At 34.9% G+C, this 17,978-nt stretch carries 20 protein-coding genes; all 20 read right to left on the bottom strand.

What is annotated here, in order from left to right; all coding sequences use genetic code 11:
* Positions 1–5 precede the first annotated feature (5 nt).
* The 20 genes from C5Q96_RS02090 to C5Q96_RS01990 all read right to left on the bottom strand — a co-directional run bounded on the left by C5Q96_RS02090 (position 6) and on the right by C5Q96_RS01990 (position 17,756).
* Positions 6–1,178 (bottom strand): DUF6138 family protein, encoded by a 1,173-nt coding sequence (locus C5Q96_RS02090; RefSeq protein ID WP_106056744.1) that lies wholly within the window; start codon positions 1,176–1,178, stop codon positions 6–8.
* 69 nt (positions 1,179–1,247) lie between these two features.
* Positions 1,248–2,060 carry a hypothetical protein gene (locus C5Q96_RS02085; RefSeq protein ID WP_106056742.1) on the bottom strand — a complete coding sequence of 271 codons (813 nt, stop codon included), beginning with the start codon at positions 2,058–2,060 and terminating at the stop codon, positions 1,248–1,250.
* Positions 2,061–2,134: 74 nt separating this feature from the next.
* Entirely contained in the window at positions 2,135–3,019 is an 885-nt protein-coding gene (locus C5Q96_RS02080; protein WP_106056740.1) for a helix-turn-helix domain-containing protein, read from the bottom strand.
* 146 nt (positions 3,020–3,165) lie between these two features.
* On the bottom strand, positions 3,166–3,585 hold the full coding sequence (locus C5Q96_RS02075) for a hypothetical protein (protein WP_106056738.1): 420 nt from the start codon (positions 3,583–3,585) through the stop codon (positions 3,166–3,168).
* A gap of 33 nt (positions 3,586–3,618) precedes the next feature.
* Entirely contained in the window at positions 3,619–4,380 is a 762-nt protein-coding gene (locus tag C5Q96_RS02070) for an AAA family ATPase (protein WP_205764000.1), read from the bottom strand.
* A gap of 202 nt (positions 4,381–4,582) precedes the next feature.
* Complete coding sequence (locus C5Q96_RS02065) at positions 4,583–4,813, bottom strand: DUF3784 domain-containing protein (protein ID WP_106056736.1); 231 nt, start codon at positions 4,811–4,813, stop codon at positions 4,583–4,585.
* Between the two features lie 156 nt (positions 4,814–4,969).
* Positions 4,970–5,425, bottom strand: a complete 456-nt coding sequence (locus C5Q96_RS02060; RefSeq protein WP_106056734.1) for an SMI1/KNR4 family protein — start codon at positions 5,423–5,425, stop codon at positions 4,970–4,972.
* A gap of 9 nt (positions 5,426–5,434) precedes the next feature.
* A complete protein-coding gene (locus C5Q96_RS02055) occupies positions 5,435–6,004 on the bottom strand; it encodes a hypothetical protein (RefSeq protein WP_106056732.1) in 570 nt (189 codons plus the stop codon).
* A gap of 100 nt (positions 6,005–6,104) precedes the next feature.
* Positions 6,105–6,566 (bottom strand): hypothetical protein, encoded by a 462-nt coding sequence (locus tag C5Q96_RS02050; protein WP_106056730.1) that lies wholly within the window; start codon positions 6,564–6,566, stop codon positions 6,105–6,107.
* Between the two features lie 70 nt (positions 6,567–6,636).
* Positions 6,637–7,977 carry an ATP-binding protein gene (locus C5Q96_RS02045; RefSeq protein WP_106056728.1) on the bottom strand — a complete coding sequence of 447 codons (1,341 nt, stop codon included), beginning with the start codon at positions 7,975–7,977 and terminating at the stop codon, positions 6,637–6,639.
* Positions 7,978–8,131: 154 nt separating this feature from the next.
* Complete coding sequence (locus C5Q96_RS02040; protein WP_106056726.1) at positions 8,132–8,716, bottom strand: MptD family putative ECF transporter S component; 585 nt, start codon at positions 8,714–8,716, stop codon at positions 8,132–8,134.
* A gap of 10 nt (positions 8,717–8,726) precedes the next feature.
* Positions 8,727–9,431, bottom strand: a complete 705-nt coding sequence (locus C5Q96_RS02035) for an energy-coupling factor transporter transmembrane component T (protein ID WP_106056724.1) — start codon at positions 9,429–9,431, stop codon at positions 8,727–8,729.
* Positions 9,421–10,938: an ABC transporter ATP-binding protein gene (locus tag C5Q96_RS02030; protein WP_106056722.1), complete on the bottom strand. Its 1,518-nt coding sequence runs from the start codon at positions 10,936–10,938 to the stop codon at positions 9,421–9,423. The genes C5Q96_RS02035 and C5Q96_RS02030 overlap by 11 nt, the downstream gene beginning before the upstream one ends.
* Before the next feature lie 2 nt (positions 10,939–10,940).
* The gene (locus C5Q96_RS02025; RefSeq protein WP_106056720.1) at positions 10,941–12,650 is read right to left on the bottom strand and encodes an ABC transporter ATP-binding protein; all 1,710 of its coding nucleotides are present in this window, start codon (positions 12,648–12,650) and stop codon (positions 10,941–10,943) included.
* Positions 12,643–14,430, bottom strand: a complete 1,788-nt coding sequence (locus C5Q96_RS02020; RefSeq protein WP_106056718.1) for an ABC transporter ATP-binding protein — start codon at positions 14,428–14,430, stop codon at positions 12,643–12,645. Before C5Q96_RS02020 ends, C5Q96_RS02025 begins: the two co-directional genes overlap by 8 nt.
* 103 nt (positions 14,431–14,533) lie before the next feature.
* Complete coding sequence (locus tag C5Q96_RS02015; protein WP_106056716.1) at positions 14,534–15,106, bottom strand: TetR/AcrR family transcriptional regulator; 573 nt, start codon at positions 15,104–15,106, stop codon at positions 14,534–14,536.
* Positions 15,107–15,664: 558 nt separating this feature from the next.
* On the bottom strand, positions 15,665–15,868 hold the full coding sequence (locus C5Q96_RS02005) for an arsenic resistance protein (RefSeq protein WP_330403814.1): 204 nt from the start codon (positions 15,866–15,868) through the stop codon (positions 15,665–15,667).
* 49 nt (positions 15,869–15,917) lie between these two features.
* On the bottom strand, positions 15,918–16,328 hold the full coding sequence (locus C5Q96_RS02000; protein WP_106056714.1) for a thioredoxin family protein: 411 nt from the start codon (positions 16,326–16,328) through the stop codon (positions 15,918–15,920).
* A 15-nt stretch (positions 16,329–16,343) separates the two neighbouring features.
* Entirely contained in the window at positions 16,344–17,357 is a 1,014-nt protein-coding gene (locus tag C5Q96_RS01995; protein WP_106056712.1) for a permease, read from the bottom strand.
* An 87-nt stretch (positions 17,358–17,444) separates the two neighbouring features.
* Entirely contained in the window at positions 17,445–17,756 is a 312-nt protein-coding gene (locus C5Q96_RS01990) for an ArsR/SmtB family transcription factor (protein ID WP_170035478.1), read from the bottom strand.
* Positions 17,757–17,978 lie beyond the last annotated feature (222 nt).

Below are 17,978 nucleotides of genomic sequence, written 5' to 3'. Positions count from 1 at the left end.
ACACCTTATCTCTGAGCAACGAATTTATTATATCGAGCTATCAGTTTCTTTGGGAGCTCCTGTATGTTTGACCCGCACAGTTTATATAGTTCAAGTCCCTTTTCCGTGAACCCAAATTTTTCTATATAGGTAAGAACAAATTCGCCTTGAATACTTTGATGTTCCCCGTCACAAAGGGATAAATAATCGCATACCAGCTTATGATATTTTTCATTGTATAGTCCTAATGCAAATACCGCAAAGCTTCCCGGCATCGCGGAGTATTCGCCGTCAAGGTTCAGGTACCATTCAAACTCCTTCATCGCTAGCCTTGCGTATCTCTCAATTTTGTCATGAAGCTTAGGGTAAAGAATCGCGTTAGCGAAGAGCTGGTTTACACCTTTCTTAGGTAGCTTTTTGATAGGAAGATATATCTTATTTTGCCCTTTGAATTCTATAGCATAACTATGCGAAAATCCAAACTCCAGCAAATTGCAAAGGTAATCTAGGATTTTACTATAGCTTTCCTCAGATTCATTTTTTACCGATATTTTTATAGTGGCAAAGGCGTCATTAGCAATGCAAGAAAATTCCTCCGTCTTGCATTCTGCAATTTCTTTAGGCAAAGATCCGCTGCCGTTTTTCTTTATCTTCGCCGGTAGTTTACTTCCAAGTGCCGTGACTAAATCAAAGATTTCTTTCGTAAAACTCTTATCAAAGCTATGACCGTACTTGGTAAAGCAAACTGCGATATAGCAAGCGAACTTAAGTTGCTCATCAGTTAGCGTATATCCTGGGTCCTCTGGATTTAATACCCATTTGTGCTCGTATTCACTATCACTTGCATCGCAGAAGAACGGATTTATTACGACCCTCTCTATCCACTTTCTGAGCACTCTGTCAACGTCCCATTGCCAGCCACATATTGCTCTCATTTTTTCCGTGAAGGCTTCTGCACTTTCACTGATGAAACCATTGCAATGAAGGTCATATAGGTAGTATTCGAGAACCGCAGATACGAGAAATTCTTTTCCCTCTACCCTAAAGCATGGCCATGAAGGGTAGCCTGCTTTTGCTCTCGTGCGGGACAAGCGAGCGATTCCCTCTTGCACATCTTTAACACATAGATCAAAGTACTTTCTTAAGCTTTTATCTCTGAGAACATCATCAAAGACAAAGTATGTTGGTTTATCTCCCATTAGCTTAATTCCTTCCAAATGTCCTAAAACATAATAAAACTAGTTGCAACTGTTGATTCAAACGCCTAATTATGTCTCATTAACTTCGAACCCTCTTATCAGCTCCCATGTATCTTTAAATTTAAGATTCGAAGTCTTTTTGTCTATGGAAATTTCACTATAAATGTCCTCCAACGTGGAAGCAGGTGAGAGAATTCCTAATACATAATCTTCCAATTCCACTCGACCAATCTTCTCAAATCTGTCTATAATCAATCCTAGCTCTTTATGATTGAACCAGCAGTCTGTCTTCAGGCAGTATGATGTATTCTGTTTTCCACACGCAATTTCACTGTTTATAAAATCATCGATATTAGGTTTTTCATTTTGCAGTAATCGAGTACATGCTAAGTGATATTCTATTTTTCTCGGACCTTCATCTACAGAAGATACAAAGCAAGCGCCATACTCATCATCAAATTTTATCGCAAGTACATCCCCGGTTTTAAAGTATGGCTTTCTTATAATCTTTGACTTTGGTACCTTGATTGGCTTTGGATTTTCGTTTTCTAATTGTATTGCTAATTTATCCAGGTTCTTTTGCCTTTGCTTTAAGGCATTGCCATCTATTTCAAGCCAAAATTCATCTGCTCCTTTTTTGATGATTCCTATTGTTTTCTCTTTTACATCATCTGGTAGGTGTCCTATTTTCCATAGCGAATAAGCAAGCGCCGTCCAGTAAATTTCGGAATAAAAATCATCGATGCAATAGTCTTTTTCTTCAGCTAGCATGGTTTCGACGATTTTATCTACACTCACCCCGTCCTTATAGCTCCCGATAACATAATTATAGATATCATATCCTGTATCGCTATCTATAATTTTCACACCATCTATTGCCATAATGCATAATCCCTCATAATTTTTCTAATTCCTCAGCTGAAATATACGTGCAATCCATTTTCTTCCCATAAATTCTATGCTTCGTCAATAGCTATAACAAGCTCGCTTTTTATCCCATTAAGTTCAATATAATTATCGGATTCATCATTTGAAAATGACTCTACCTTTTTTCCGTACTTTTCATAATAAATAGTATTAGCAATTCCTTTTTTTGCACTTCTAAAACAGAAGTTTTCAGGTATTATAAGTCTTGATGTTGCAGACAATTGATTGATTTCAACTGCACCTTCATGCGAGATAACATTAATCTGCATATCAAGATTAGAATCTATTTCAATTTCACTTTTGTTGCCTTTTAATGCAACTTCACTGATTTTTCCATTTATTTCAATATTTTCATTTTCAATATCATTAACAGTTAGTGTCCCTGCATTAACTGATATTTCCACTCTTCCTATATATTGGGTTGGAATGTTAATATTTACAACGAGGCTCTCCTTAGCAATTGCTTCGCTTACTCCGTTTAGCCTTGCAAGCTCAATATCAATGTTATGCCTTATATCATCGATTTTAACTTTATAGTCCGCCTGAATATTTTTATAAACATTCGAAAATAGTTCAACTACTATTTTTTCTCCATTATACGCTTTTAAATCTACTTTATATGCCCCACCGAGTTTGATATCGAAGTCTTTTTTCCCATCGATATCGTATTCCGTACGACTTTCATAGATATAATCAGATTTTTTACTCTCTGTTTTCTCATTTGACAATAATTCATCTATGGATATTTGAAAGAGATTGGCTATAGCCATCAAGTTTGAAATATCAGGTGTTCCAGTTCCATTTTCCCATTTTGTAATCGCCTGACGAGATACACCAATCTTCTCCGCCATCTTTTCCTGTGACAGTCCTGCCTGTTTTCTGTAATGTTTGATTTGATCTTCAAATAAAGTCATTTTTCTACCTCCGATTTTTAGCTATATTTTACTTACCTCAAAGGTTAGTAAATTGACGTTTACCAATCAAGAAACATTAGTTGTCTTTATTATATTTTTTGCTACTTTTCGTAGCAAAGCAGCAAAAATTTTAGTTTAAGTAAAGTTTATTTCTCTACTCTATATACCATATCTCCCCTGTTCCAAATATACATAATTGCTGACACTGGTTGTTTACCATCTTCCAAAAGCCAGCCTGTATATGTTGTCGTGTTACCAAAATATCCTTCTTTGATTATTTCAAACTCTGAGCCTGCATATTCATCCATAAATTGCTGTAATTCAATAGCCTTTCCATAAAAACGGCCTTCACCCAAAGTTTTATTAAATATCAGTACATCACACATGTCCAAATCACAATCTTTAAAAAATACTTCGCCCGGATATGCTTTTTCTTCACCATCCACAAATTGAAATATTTTATGTACCTTTAATGTCAAAGTCTTATTGTGATATTTTATCTTATTCACCCTGCTGTCATGAAGGCTAAAAAGGATGTTGCTTTTTCTATCATGTATAAAATCCATATTATTCCTCACAAAATCGAATTAATTATAATTTCATTTTAACAAATTATCTATCATCTGCTCTGGAGCATCCATAAATCTTTTTGTTATAAAAAAATGTTCAGTTTCCTTGTAATCGATGCTCTTTATTCCTTCATTCGTAATTTCAAGAACTTCAGCATCTGGAAATGTCATCAAAATGGGCGAGTGTGTAGAAATTATAAACTGAGATTTTTCATCCACCAGTTTCTTTATATAACACATCAATTCCATAAGTCGCATTGGCGATAAAGCCGCTTCAGGTTCGTCTAATATATATAATCCATTTCCAAAAAACCTATTTTCCACTAAAGCCATAAAGCTCTCACCATGTGATTGTTCATGTAAAGATATACCACCATAGCTTGATATAATTGGGGGACCCCCTCCGTCCTTATCTAAATAATCGATGTTTGATGCGACATTATAAAAGCTTTCAGCTCGTAAGAAGAATCCATCTTTATGTTTCCGACAGCCTCTACCTACGGTGATGTATTCATGAAGATTAGAATGAGATTCTTTTGTAGAAAAGCAAAAATTAATACTTCCCCCCTCCGCATTAAATCCCATCGCTACAGCAATTCCTTCAATTAGGGTTGATTTTCCAACCCCGTTTTCTCCAACAATAAATGTAACTGGTTTAGTTAATTCCAGTTCTTTTATTTTTTTTAAATTTGAAATTACTGGTAAGTTTTTAAGATAATTGTCATTAGGAATTTCTCTAGATAAAAACACATTTTTTATATACAATTCCTTGTTTTTCATTTTATTTTCCATTTGATCCTCATGCATATCCTAAAAAAGGTAATGATACAATTACATACCATTACCTCGATTATACAACATGAATTATTTCTACAAAATCCGTCTTTTTTACACTGCTAGAACTGCCTATATATTAATAAAAATTCAATCCATAAATCAACATTGGCAATATCATTTAATTGTTTGTACCCATTACGGATACTAATTAACACATTCAAGTGCTTCGCATAGCAACAATCAAGTATAAGCCAACCATCAGCAAAGCAATTCCAAGTAGTAATTCAATAAGGCCAATTTTTCTAGCATAAGATTCTGTTTTCTTACCTGCTTTGCGATTAGCTTCATAGTCATTGATGAGATTATACTTCTTCTTAAAATAGATTAAGTATCCAAATATCGAAAAAGTTGTACCAAGTGCTATTAAAATGATTTTTAATAATGTCATAAATTAAAACCTGCAAATTTCAAATTTCTTTTAATTATTGTCTCGCTTTAGTCCAAATTGATCCTATAAAATGAATTCTAGAGTGGATACAAACTATGACAATAAATAATCATCTTAGACGTCTGTAGATATGCCATTTAATAAATATGCTTAATATCAGATATTGTAGGCAGAAAAGCTTTCTACCTGCTCTACTAGATCTAAAATAAGCTCCGAGAAGCTCTCTGAAATTTCCTCAAGGTCCGCATAATCATTGTTATATCCACGTACTTTGCCAGATTCAAGGTCTATAAACACGATGCTCCCATCACCTAAACCTCCGATAGGAAATGCTGGGCCGTGTTCACATTCACACATATATTCCTCATATACCTCTTCAAAGATGGCATAGTTTTCCGTTAGCTCCTTCAAACCAAAAATCCATGGCTCTGCCAAATAGCAACCGCCTAAGTTAAGTAGTAGCCACCTGTACTCTGATGGTATGGAGGTGTAATTTGCTTCGAACTTTTTTATATCTTCCTCTGACTCTGGCCTAACACCTTCTGTAAAGGCACTTGCTTCATAAGCCGCCTTAATCCTGCCCTGATATTTTTCCAATTCGATATTGCACATGTTGATCTCCTAGTTATTGGCGTTATCCATCGTTTCTTTAACATATTCTTCAGTGTCTTGTATCTCTAAAACCGTTGGATCTAAGTGACAGAGCAGATTCCAATCTTCGGCATCGTTTTTTCTGTAGATAACCGCCTCGCCATCTTCACTTCCGAAAAAGCTTCTATCGACTTCGTATCCATTACGCTCTAAGACGTCTTTTATCTGCCGATATTTCGTTTCTCTTTCTTCAATATAGTCTTTGACTTCATCGTTGTTAACGACATAGGCATCAATTTTTGAATATCCTTCGATTACTTGATCGCTTGTAACTGATAGATTTGAAAGCTCTTTCCAAATGATCTCAACATTTTCCTCAGAATCAAACATAAATCTAGAGAAAGGAACAATATTGCCGTTATAGATAAATTCCGTATAATCTGGTATGTCTTTAGGATTAAAATATTCGTATTCAAGCTGATATTCCTTTTCTATTGTATATCCGGGTATTTTAGATACAAATTCTCTTCCTTCTTCTAACGAATCAAATGCAACTAGGTCTTTTGAGTAATTGCCTTGATGCAATTCTAATATAACCATCTATAACTCCTCAGCTCTTAACTTTTCCTTTAATTCTAAATATTTCTGCGATAACGTAAATTGCATGAATCATCGGATAACCGCCGAATGGATTATTCCGTCATAAGGACAACTTATCCCAATCCTGCACCGATTCTATTACCGGAATCCAACTGTCTATTTGGAATCTTTCTTCTATCCACGGCTCCGCATAGCCGTCAAGAATAAGCACCCCATTGCATTTTATATGGGCTTTTGCCTCTACTATGTCTAAGATTTCTATCCTGTATTCAAGCAACGGTTCATTTTCATAAATATAAAATGAATCCTCACGCTCTTCACTATCCAAAGCTGTCTTTACTGAAAATGTAGTCCCCACCAATTCCTTTACAGTGCTCTTATCCGTATCTATCGGATTGATACAGAGTGACGGGGAAATCTCATTTCCCTCAAAATCGCCTGGCTTAAACCCAATGTCTACAGCCCATGAAGCGCTTTCCTCCAGGTCTGCTTTAAAGAACATCAGACAACTCCTTCTATTCTCCCAATCTTCTTGAAATGTAAAATCTTTTATCTTTAACATTTTGCTCTCCCTACAAACTGGAACCTGTACATGTACCTACGGGATTTTTTTATCTGTACATCTTTCGATTCTATAAAAACGGCACCATATACACAGGGATATAATTAATGCCATTTTCCCACTTATAATCCTTCGTATGAACGACGTATTTATCTCTTATGCGGTTACTGAATTTTCTACAAAAATTGTCCAGCGATTTATGATTTCTATAGTTTCCTGATTTAACTTCCACCGGACATATTTTATCGCCTGTTGATATTAGAAAGTCGATTTCATGCAAATGATTTGAAGTTTCACTCCCCATTGTATAATAAAAAAGTTTATTTCCTTTAGCAGTTAGCATCTGAGCGACTGCATTCTCGTATACATACCCCAGGTTTGCCTCTAGTTTATCAGAAAGCAGTTTATTATAGATTATATTTTCAGTGTACTTCTTATCTCTGAAAGCAAGAGTTACAAACAATCCTACATCAGATGTAAAAAGCTTATAGCGCCCCGCATCCTTCTCAAGCGACATTCCTACACTTGGATTATTAGCATGATATGCAATAAGCACTGTATAGGAACTCAACATATCAGGTACAAGTTCCTTCATTTGTCCTGACTTGATGCCAGCTCTAGCATTTGCCAAAACATATCTTGATGCATTACCGCTAAGGCTAGCTGGAATCGCATCGTAGACATCTCCCGCAAGACCTGTCCCATCTATTTTTGTGAAATCTTCCTCGTATAAATCTACAATTTCTCTTTTAGCTTCATCAACTGCCTGCAGATTATTATCTGCCAAATATGTTTCAACTGCCTGAGGCATACCGCCAACAAGCATATACAGCCTAAAAATACGCATCAGACTCCTATGCATCGTATTACCGGCCGGTCTTTTATTTTCCATCAGAATTCTAATTGTATCTGCAGTTACTTCATCTCCGATTGCCCACAGAAATTCTTCAAAATCCAGGGGGTACATATCTATTTTATGTTCCTCGCTTGGTATGAGAATATCCTTCGTATTTTTTCTTATAGACAAAAGTGAACCCGTCTCTATATATTTATATCTTCCGTCCTCAACAAGATACTTAATAGCCTGCCTTGCCTTAGGCAGAAGCTGTACCTCATCAAATATGATTACTGATTCCTGCTCATACAGTCTAACACCAGTCAGCTGTTGCAGTTGGAGAAAGAAAAAATCCAGACTATACAGATCCTCGAATAAGCTATTGATGTCTTTACTGGTACGAGCAAAATCAAGCATTATATATGATTTGAATTCTTTACTTGCGAACTCCTCGACAATCGTTGATTTTCCAACACGTCTAGCTCCTCTTATCAAAAGTGCATACTTATCGCTTCGATTGTTTTTCCATTCAAGAATTTCATTATATATTTTCCTTTTAAAGACTGTTGTCCCCATGTAATCACCTCACTATAATGATTTTACCCCAAATCCCCGTTTACGTAAAGCGTAATATACCTTAAATCCCCATTTAAATATTTTTGAATTTTCCTCAAATCCCTATTCGACAGTCATGCTTTTTATGCCATCTGCCTTCACAAACAAAGATTAATTAAATCACTCCTGCTTTTTCAAAATGTTTTTCAAGTATCCTTGTTGCAACAAATGCTCCTATGCAAGCAAGAACAAATGTTATCAAGCCAAATCCTACTGCCCACGAAACTTTGAAATAAGATAATGCTTCATTTATTTGTGTTTCGCTCATTTTCCATTTTGATGCTCTTTCCACAAAAGAAGCTGTCCCGAATATAATTACAGGAATTACTGTTCCTAAAAAATCTGCTAATGCAAATGTTCCATATCCAATAATCATTCGTCCTTTGCTCTCATAATTTCCTATAATCAAATCACATATAATTCCACCGATTACAGCAAAGACTGCATGAGGTAAATGTCCTCCTGACAACGCAATTAAACCAAGAAGCGTTCCTGATATTGTAAATACACCCTTCTTTTTAACTTTTACAGCCATAAGAATATAAACGGTAGCAGCTATCATAAAGCTAACTCCTGAAGCAATAAATCCTCCAATAACTGTTGTTGCCATAGCAAATGCAACCGCCATGTATATGACAATTCCAATTGCATTAAAGATTCCGATTGTAATAAAATCACGACCATTCAATTTGTTTTTCATAAAAGTCCTCCTAATAAATTTTCTGTATTACTATCACAAGAGCAACCATCAAAGCCCCTAATAGTCCAATCATTAAGTCTGTTTTTCTAAACCGCAATTCTGATAATGTTACCCTCTTCTCATCACTATCAAGTCCTCTAATAAGTGCTGAAGCTGACAGTTCATCTGAAATCTTAATCATTCTCATTAAAAGCGGAACAAGCGTATATTCAATATATTTAATTGGATGTAGCAACGGGAAAAATCTGCTTTTTACAATTCCTCGAATCTTCATATTCTCTTTTAATGCCTTGAGTTCTATTTTTATAGTTGGTACAAACCTAAGCAAAACACTAAAAGGTATACCAATGCTTCTTGGTACTTTCATTCTATTTAACGCTTCAAGCATTTCACTTACATTTGTAGTCTTTGTTATATATCCGCCAAACATAGCGATTAAGGTCATTCTTGATGCAAAGTAAATAAACATATATATTGCAAATACAATACTTGCTTCACAAAATTTTCCAAGCCCTAACTCTATGTAGTATAAAAGCACAAAAAACAAGATCAAGCGTAACGCTCTTTTCCACATCCCACTATATAAATATAGAAAAAAGGCAAAAACAATTAGTACAAAAAGTAGAATTGTATCGCTTATGAAAAAGCTCGTAAAGGAGGCAATTGGAAGTAGAGTAAGTTTTATTCTAGGATCTACAGTTTTTCTATCTGACAAGCTCTCTACCTCCTCTCATCTTGTCTAATATGAGAAATTTATTACTTTCACTCATATCTAAAACAGTTTCTATTTTTCCATCTCCCATTACCCACAGCTTGCTCACTGTGTTTGCTAAAAACTCAAAATCATGACTTATTACCAAAACGGTTGTCCCATTTTTCAATTGTTCTTCAATCAGTTTTGCGACGGAAAGCATTGAGGCTTTATCACAACCTGATGTTGGTTCATCATAGATGAAAATCTTTGCCCGTTTCATCATTCCACAAGCTATTGTCAGTCTTTGTTTTTCTCCTCTTGATAAAGCAAACGGATGCTTATCAATGTATTTGTCTAAGCCAAGTACACTCAAAATAGACTTTGCATTTTGAGTATTTTCTTTTTTATCTTTACCCTCCATACCAAGTAGCATTTCATCAAGTACACTTTCCGAAAACAACTGATAGTCTGAATCTTGAAAGACAAAATATGACATATCCATTAAATCTTTATGATTAAGCGACTTATCTTTTTCCACCCATATTTTCCCCTCTTTTATCTTCTCAAGTCCTGAAATCACTCTTGCAAAGGTAGTTTTTCCGGTACCATTTAAGCCGATAAGACCAATGGCTGTTCCGCACTCAATATTGAAATCAAGATGATTTAAAATGTACTGTTTTTGTTTCTTTACATCCTTAGCTACATTCGGATAGCAAAATTTCAAGCCTTTTCCGCTGATACTTTCATCATTTAATTGATATGAATCTTTCTTCTCACTTATCCTATATTCTTCTAATTCAAGGGTTCTTAGTCCATTCTCATCCCAAAACTCCCCTTCAAGATGGATAACTTCTTCCCGACTCAAGTCCTGTGCAATCTCTCCATCTTTCACCAAAAGAAAACGGTCAAATATAGATTTTGCATAGTACAAACGATGCTCAATTAGAACAACTGTTGTTCCTTTTTTCTTTAATTTTTCCAAAATTAAAAACAGATCAAATGTTGCTTTCATATCCAAATTTGCTGAAGGTTCATCTAAAATTAAAACTTTCGGATTCATCGCATAGATACTTGCAATAGCTATCTTTTGTTTCTGTCCGCTTGATAATTCAAAAACAGATTTTCCTTTCAGTTCCTCAATATCTAGCTCAACATATACTTCTTCTACTCTCTGTTTGATTTCATCTCTTGATTTGCAGATAGTTTGAAGCCCAAAAGCTATTTCTTCATCTGTCGTTGTCGTAAAAAACTGACTTCGTGGATCTTGAAATACACTCCCTACAATATGCCCTACTTCATGAAGTAATAATTTGCTTATATCTTTTCCGGACGCAAAGGCTTCTCCTTTCATTTTGCCTTTGTAATAATGTGGAATAAGACCATTCATTACACTTCCAAGAGTGCTTTTACCACTTCCACTTTTCCCTGAAATTAAAACAAATTCACCTTTTTTAATTTCAAGATTGATATTTTTTAAAGCAGTTCGCCCATCTTCCCATTCATAAGAAACATCTTTTAACAAAATCATGATTATACCCCGTACTGAGCTTTCCATAATTTTGTATAGTAGCCATCTTTCTCAAGAAGTTCCCCATGCTTTCCTTTTTCAAGTAAATTTCCTTTTTGAAATACGAGAATTTGGTCAGCTTTTTGAATTGTTTTTAAATGATGAGCCACTACAAGTACAGTTCTATTCTTTGCAAGTTCCGTAATGGCATCTTGTATCAAAGATTCATTTACAGGATCAACATTACTTGTCATTTCATCAAGAATTAAAATAGGTGCATCCTTTAGAAAAGCTCTTGCAATAGATATTCTTTGTCTTTGTCCACCTGAAAGAATCCCACCATTTTCTCCAATATCAGTTTCATAACCTTTTGGCAAACTCATAATGAAATCATGTATCCTTGCCTTCTTTGCAGCTTTAATGATTTCCTCTTTTGTAGCTCCTTTTTTACCTACTCTGATATTTTCTTCAATCGTGTTATCAAACAGTTGAACATTCTGCATAACAATGCTGATACGATCCAAAAGTTCATCATAAGGAATATCCCTTATATCAGTTCCTCCGAGTGTAATTTTTCCTTTATGCACATCATAAAATCTTAAAAGCAAGTTGGTTATAGTAGTCTTTCCACTACCTGATTCTCCAACTAAGGCTGTCACCCGTTTTTCAGCAATAGAAAAGCTCAATTTTTCCATTTTAAATTCATCTTTTTCATAAGAAAAATCTATATTTTCAAAAGCTATATCATTATCTTTCGGAACAGTTCCATTCACTTTATCCGGGATTACATCTGCATATAAAATTCTTGAAAGTCTATCGTAACTATCTATCGCCGAAACATAGTACATATAGTGTTGTTCCATAGACGCGAACGGCTTATAAAACTCTTTTGAAATTACTGCAAAGATAATAAAATGAAGTACATCAAGACTTCCCTTTGTAACAAGTATTGCTCCTATAATTAAAAGAACTAAATATCCAATATCCAGTAAAAACCCAAATATAGATAGCTGTTTTGCCTTGAATCTTGAAGCTACTTTACTTGTTTCTCCAAACTTTTTTGTCTTATTCATAAGCTCATTATCCAAGCTCTTATTGTTTGAAAAACTCTTTAATACAGGTATTCCTCTAACATATTCAACAAATAAGCTAACCATATCAAGAAGTGCTGAGTTGTTCTGATTTTCTATTTTTTCAGATTGCTTAATTGTCAGATATAGAAAGATAAGTGCAATCGGAACAGATACAGCCATAATAATAGAAAGTTTGAAATCAATACTTGCAAGACCAACAAATACGACTGCACCTATCAAAAAATCACCAAACATTCTCGACCACATGTGTCCTACAACAAGGGACATATTATCAACATCTTTGTGTAAAATTGTATTGATCTCTCCCAGTCTTTCATTGGTATAAAATCCTAAGCTGAATTTCTTTAATTTGATAATCATGCGCTCTCTTATTTGCTGAACAATATCAAAACCTGCACTATGCTTTTTCATATCTGCGACCATATTACAAATACCTTTGAAGACTACAAGTATTCCAATCGCAATAAAATATTTATATAGGCTTGCTAAACTCGTCCCATCAAAGATTTGGAACAGTATAGAAAATACGATGACAATCATGGCTATGGAGCTTAGTCCATAAAGTGCAAAGAATACACTTGATATAATCAAATCTCTCTTGCCGATTTTTGTAAGTAGTTTTAACATTTCTCTAAGCATTTTCTGTTACCACCTCCGTACACTCGCAGTCCACTCTGTTCCCTGCTCGTGAAAGACTATTATCTTTCAAATTCCATCTATCAACTTTGTTCTGTGCATCAACCATATCCTTATAAAAATCACATCTTTTCATCAACTCTTCATGGCTTCCTGCATCAAGAACAACACCCTTATCCATAACAATAATTTGGTCTGAATCTCTAATCGTATTTAGATGATGAGCAATTGTAATGATGGTTTTATCCTTACTTAAATCATCAATCGCTTCACCTATTAGTCTTTCATTTTCACTATCAACAGCTGCCATTGCCTCATCTAATATTAAAATCGGTGCATTTTTAAGTATCATTCTTGCTATGGAGATTCTTTGTTTTTCTCCACCGGATAACTTAACTCCCATTTCACCTATTCGTGTTTCATATCCATTTGGTAAAGCAGAAATAAAATCATGGCATCTTGCTTTTTTAGCAGCTTCTATGACTTCTTCTTTTGTCGCATTATGTTTCCCGATTGCAATATTGTCAAAAATACTTAAATCGAATAGGATGACCTCCTGCCCGACACTTCCAATAAGATTTGAAATATTTTCCTGACTGTAATCCTTTATATCTTTCCCATTTATTTCTATTCGTCCGCTGTCAGCATCCCAAAATCCCATAAGTAAATTAGATACAGTACTTTTCCCACAACCACTTGCCCCTACAAAGGCATTCAAGCTATTTTTCTTAAAAGTCAAATTGATATCTTTAAGCTCAAAGCCATCTTTTCCGTACGCAAAATTCACATCTTTAAATTCTATGTTTCCAAATTCTAAACCTTGTTCTATCTTTTTATTTGGAAGTGGAACTGTTAAAACTTTTCCAATCGCCTTTAATGCCTCCTTAAATACAATAGAAAAATGTTGTAGAGTGGCTGTCTTGCTTATGGATGCTGTAAACGCAGATGATAGAATAATTGCGAGTATAAATTTAGGTGTTGTTATTTCTCCATAATAAAGAAATATACTTCCCAAAATCATGACAATAACTACTCCAATTTCCATAAATATGTCAATGAGTCCCATTGGAATTGCAATTGCTCCCATGCTCTTTTTAACCCAGTAAATATACTCTCTTGCCGTTTTTAATGTTCTTTCGCTAATCTCCTCTTCTTTAGCAAAAGCCTTAATCACGGAGATATTTTTTACATATTCCATTAGCTCTTCTCTCATCTTGTTTTCATGGTTAAAGTAAATAGCAAAGTTCTTATCCATTGTTTTCTGTGAAAGAATTTTTACCAAATACATGAGTGGAACTCCGGCAATCATTCCAAGAGCAAGACGCCAGTCTACAAAAATCATAGCTATGAAAATAATGGTAGGCAGAAGCGTAACTGCCATTATTTCAGGAAGACCATGAGCAAGGTATACTTCCACTTGCTCCACATCATGCTGAACAATGTTCATAAGCTCCCCTGTATTATGTTCTTTGAAAAATCCCAAACTTAGTTTTTTTAGATGCCCGATAATATCTATCCTAAGTTCTGTCAATTTTTCGTATGCTTTCTCATGGGCAACCTTTGTTGCAAAATAGTAAAACACGCCTTTTAATACAAACGATATAAAGATTCCCAAGAATATATACTTTAAATTACCTTCGTTAATATTGTTTGTGATTAAAGAACTAATCAAATATACAAGTAAGATTTGTGGTATCAAATCAAATACTATTTTTAAAGCAAGAAGTGAATTGGATAAGCCGTTTTTCCCAATCACTTTTTTCCTTAATTCTTTTTCTGGCATGAACAACGCTCCTTTCAAAATTGAATAATATTGAATTTTAATTCAGTATTAAGGTTTAAAGTAAGACTTTGCTGATTACGCAAAGTCTATTTTTTAGTGCTAATTATAGGGATTCCACGCCCTTGTAGTAACACCTTGCAATAAGTTTTAACATGTCTTTTGCCCACTTTTCACTTTGATAGTGCCTTGCTATTTCGAGAAGCCCCTCTGTAAAGTTACTAGCTAAAATATGAGCAAGCATTGGATCATATTCCTGTTTAGATTGTCTTTTTAAACTTACTTCAATATGAACCTGCATTTGCGATATGAGTTTTTGTTTTGCTTCTGTATGCTTTGTACCTGAGCTTTTATCCATTAAAATAATTAACTTCTTACGCTCTTTTAAAAGTTCATGAATATAATTTTCTCCAACCTCATCAAATCTTTCAGAAGCAGAACCTTTTTCCAAAGATTCTTCCTCATTAAAAGCTGACTCGAAGTTTATATAAACAGAACTTACTACTGCGTCAAACAAAACTTCCTTATTTTTGAAATAGGTATAAATTAGTGCTACAGGAATATCTGCTTCTTTTGCAATTTCTGTTAATTTGGAACCTCTATAATCCTTTTTATAAAATACTTTTTCTGCTGCTTCGAGTATTCTATTCCTAACTTCTTCTTTTAATACTTGTGCCATAGCACGCCTCTTTCTATCCTAATACTGAATTTATATTTAATAATAAATCAAAATTCAATATTCGTCAAGTTGCCTATAGAAAATATATGAACACTAAAAAGCGTCTTTGCCAATTGTCATATAGTCTCGACAGTAAGAAAACAGTTCTACAGCCACAACCACCTATTTCCAGTGTCAGAACTATTGCCAAATACTCTAAAATCTCAATGCACCCCCTCTTTCCAAGTCTATGCATTTTTCACTAACCCCTTTGATTTCAAGGCATTTCTATACTTTGTAGCTCGTTCCTATGTTCTGGCTTCCGCGGTTCGCTGTCTCCAATCGCAAAGTCGCCTCGCTCCTTGCTCTTGGACAGCTGTCGCGTGGGCAGTACCAGCTTTTAGTTTGCGTCAGTACCTGACTTAACTAAACGGGTAACTGCTTCAGCATGAAACGAATGAACACTACGTTGCCTGTATGTCCAAGGATGTCAAACGTTCATTCAGGAATTATTCTACACAATCCTCAAAATCCAATCCCATTCTTTCTGCGAGAACGGCAAGCCACCAGACGCATCCGTCAATTTGTAATCCATGTAATGAAAAGTCCTTTAGGATTCTTTCCCACTTGTTTAATACTCTGAAAATCCACCTTAAGCATCATTGGATAAATCATAATCCAGATAAGTATTGCAATCGGAATCGATATCCCAGATATTTCAAGATTACCTAGTGCGTTTGGTATGGTCGGTAATAACTTACCAATGATTACTCCAACTACCATACATATAAATACCCAGATTGTAAGATACTTTTGGAAAAAATTAATTCCTTCACTCTTTTTCTTTACCATTAAAATCCCAACTTCCAAGCAGCTTAATTACTTCAGCACTCTTTAATACTTTCCCCATTGAAGCAACTGTTTCATTCACAACAATGGCAGGCATACTCATAACACCGTAAGCCATAACTTTTTCCATATCTGTGATATATTCTACTTCAATTTCTAACCCTAGTTCTTCAATGGCCTTTTTAACATTTTCATACTGATCATGACAGCTTTTACACCCAGCACCAAGAACCTTAATGCTTGTAACCTTATTGTCTCCACCACAACAGTTTTCTACTTGTTGACCGCCACAGCAACATGATGATGCTTCATAAGTAGCTACTTCTCCATTACAGGCACAAGCTAACTCTACCTTAGCTTCTTCTTTTTTCTTTCCTAATCCAAATAATGACATAGTCTTTTCCTCCTGTTAAACAAGTAAATATTGAAATGCATTAAATGCATAACCAACAATAATAATTCCTACGGTACAGATTCCAATGAACAGACCTAAAAGTTTTGGTTTGATTGCCTTTTTCAGCATAATAATTGATGGAAGAGATAGTGTGGTTACTCCCATCATAAAAGCCAACACAACGCCCAACCTTGCCCCTTTAGCAAGCAGTGCTTCTGCAATAGGAATGCATCCGAAGATATCTGCATACATCGGAACTCCTGCAATTGTGGCAATAATGACACCAAATGGATTACCAGTACCAAGAAATCTCACTATAACATCTTCCGGTATCCAGTTGTGAATAAAAGCTCCTATTCCAACACCAACAAGAATATATGGGAAGACTTTTTTAAATGTTTCAACAACCTGCTCCCACGCATATTTTATTCTTTCTTTAACCATTAGTTCTTCCTGTGGAATATCGATTTGCTTTGCATTTCTTATAAATTCTTCTACCTGATTTTCAAGGTGAAGTTTTTCGATAAGTGTTCCTCCTACAACTGCAATCACAAGACCGAGCAACACATAAACCACTGCCACTTTAGTTCCAAAGATACTCATCAAGAGTACCAGCGAACCAAGGTCTACCATTGGAGACGAAATAAGGAAACTGAATGTAACTCCTAATGGTAATCCGGCACTTGTAAATCCAATAAATAGTGGGATGGATGAACAAGAGCAAAACGGTGTAACGGTTCCTAATAATGCAGCTATGATGTTTGCACCGATTCCATGAAATCTTCCAAGTATCTTCTTAGTTCTTTCTGGTGGAAAGAAACTCTGGATGTAACTGATGATAAAAATCAGTACACAGAGCAAGAAAATAATTTTTATCACATCATAGATAAAAAATTGAACACTGCCTCCAATCTTCCCAGATGTATCAAGACCAAAAAAGTTTAAGAACTGTCCTATCAATGTACTAAGCCACTTCATTCCTAGAACTTGGTCTTGAATAAACATCCAAAACTCACTTAAGAATTGCATATCTGACCTCCTTATTGTTTTATAGTTTTACATATATCAATGTGTTTGTTTAAGAGAAAGGCAATCTTACTGATTGCCTAATATATATTATTCGCACTTATCGCAGCTGCATCCACCATCTGAATCCGTGGTTTCAAGATAGTAAGAAAACATATCCTTAAAACGTTTTTTCCCTTCCTCTGAAATTGAGTAGTGCATCCATCGCCCATCTTTTCTAGAATCGACAAGCCTACAGTCGCAAAGCAATTTCATATGATGAGAAAGAGTCGATTGGGTAATGGATAACTCTTCAAGTATAACGCAGGCACATTTTTCTCCGTGATGCAAACATTCCAAAATACGAAGTCTATTTTCATCTGCCAAAGCCTTAATCATACGAACATCTTCTTTATAACTCATAGTATCCACTCCTTCCTGTAAATTTACACTTATCATATCAAATACATTTATACTTATCAATATATCTAACTATAAATTTTCTATAAATGACAAAACACCCTGCATTACTACAAGGTGTCCGCATCATATTCTATATTCAATTATCTCTTAAGTTCAAACATCATGCCGGATTTACATTCAAAGATAAGCTTGTCATCAAAAACCGTAATCATCTCGATAAGC

The sequence above is a fragment of the Mogibacterium diversum genome (genome assembly GCF_002998925.1).
GTDB classification, from domain to species: Bacteria; Bacillota; Clostridia; order Peptostreptococcales; family Anaerovoracaceae; genus Mogibacterium; species Mogibacterium diversum.
This window is presented reverse-complemented; position numbering and strand designations above follow the sequence as displayed.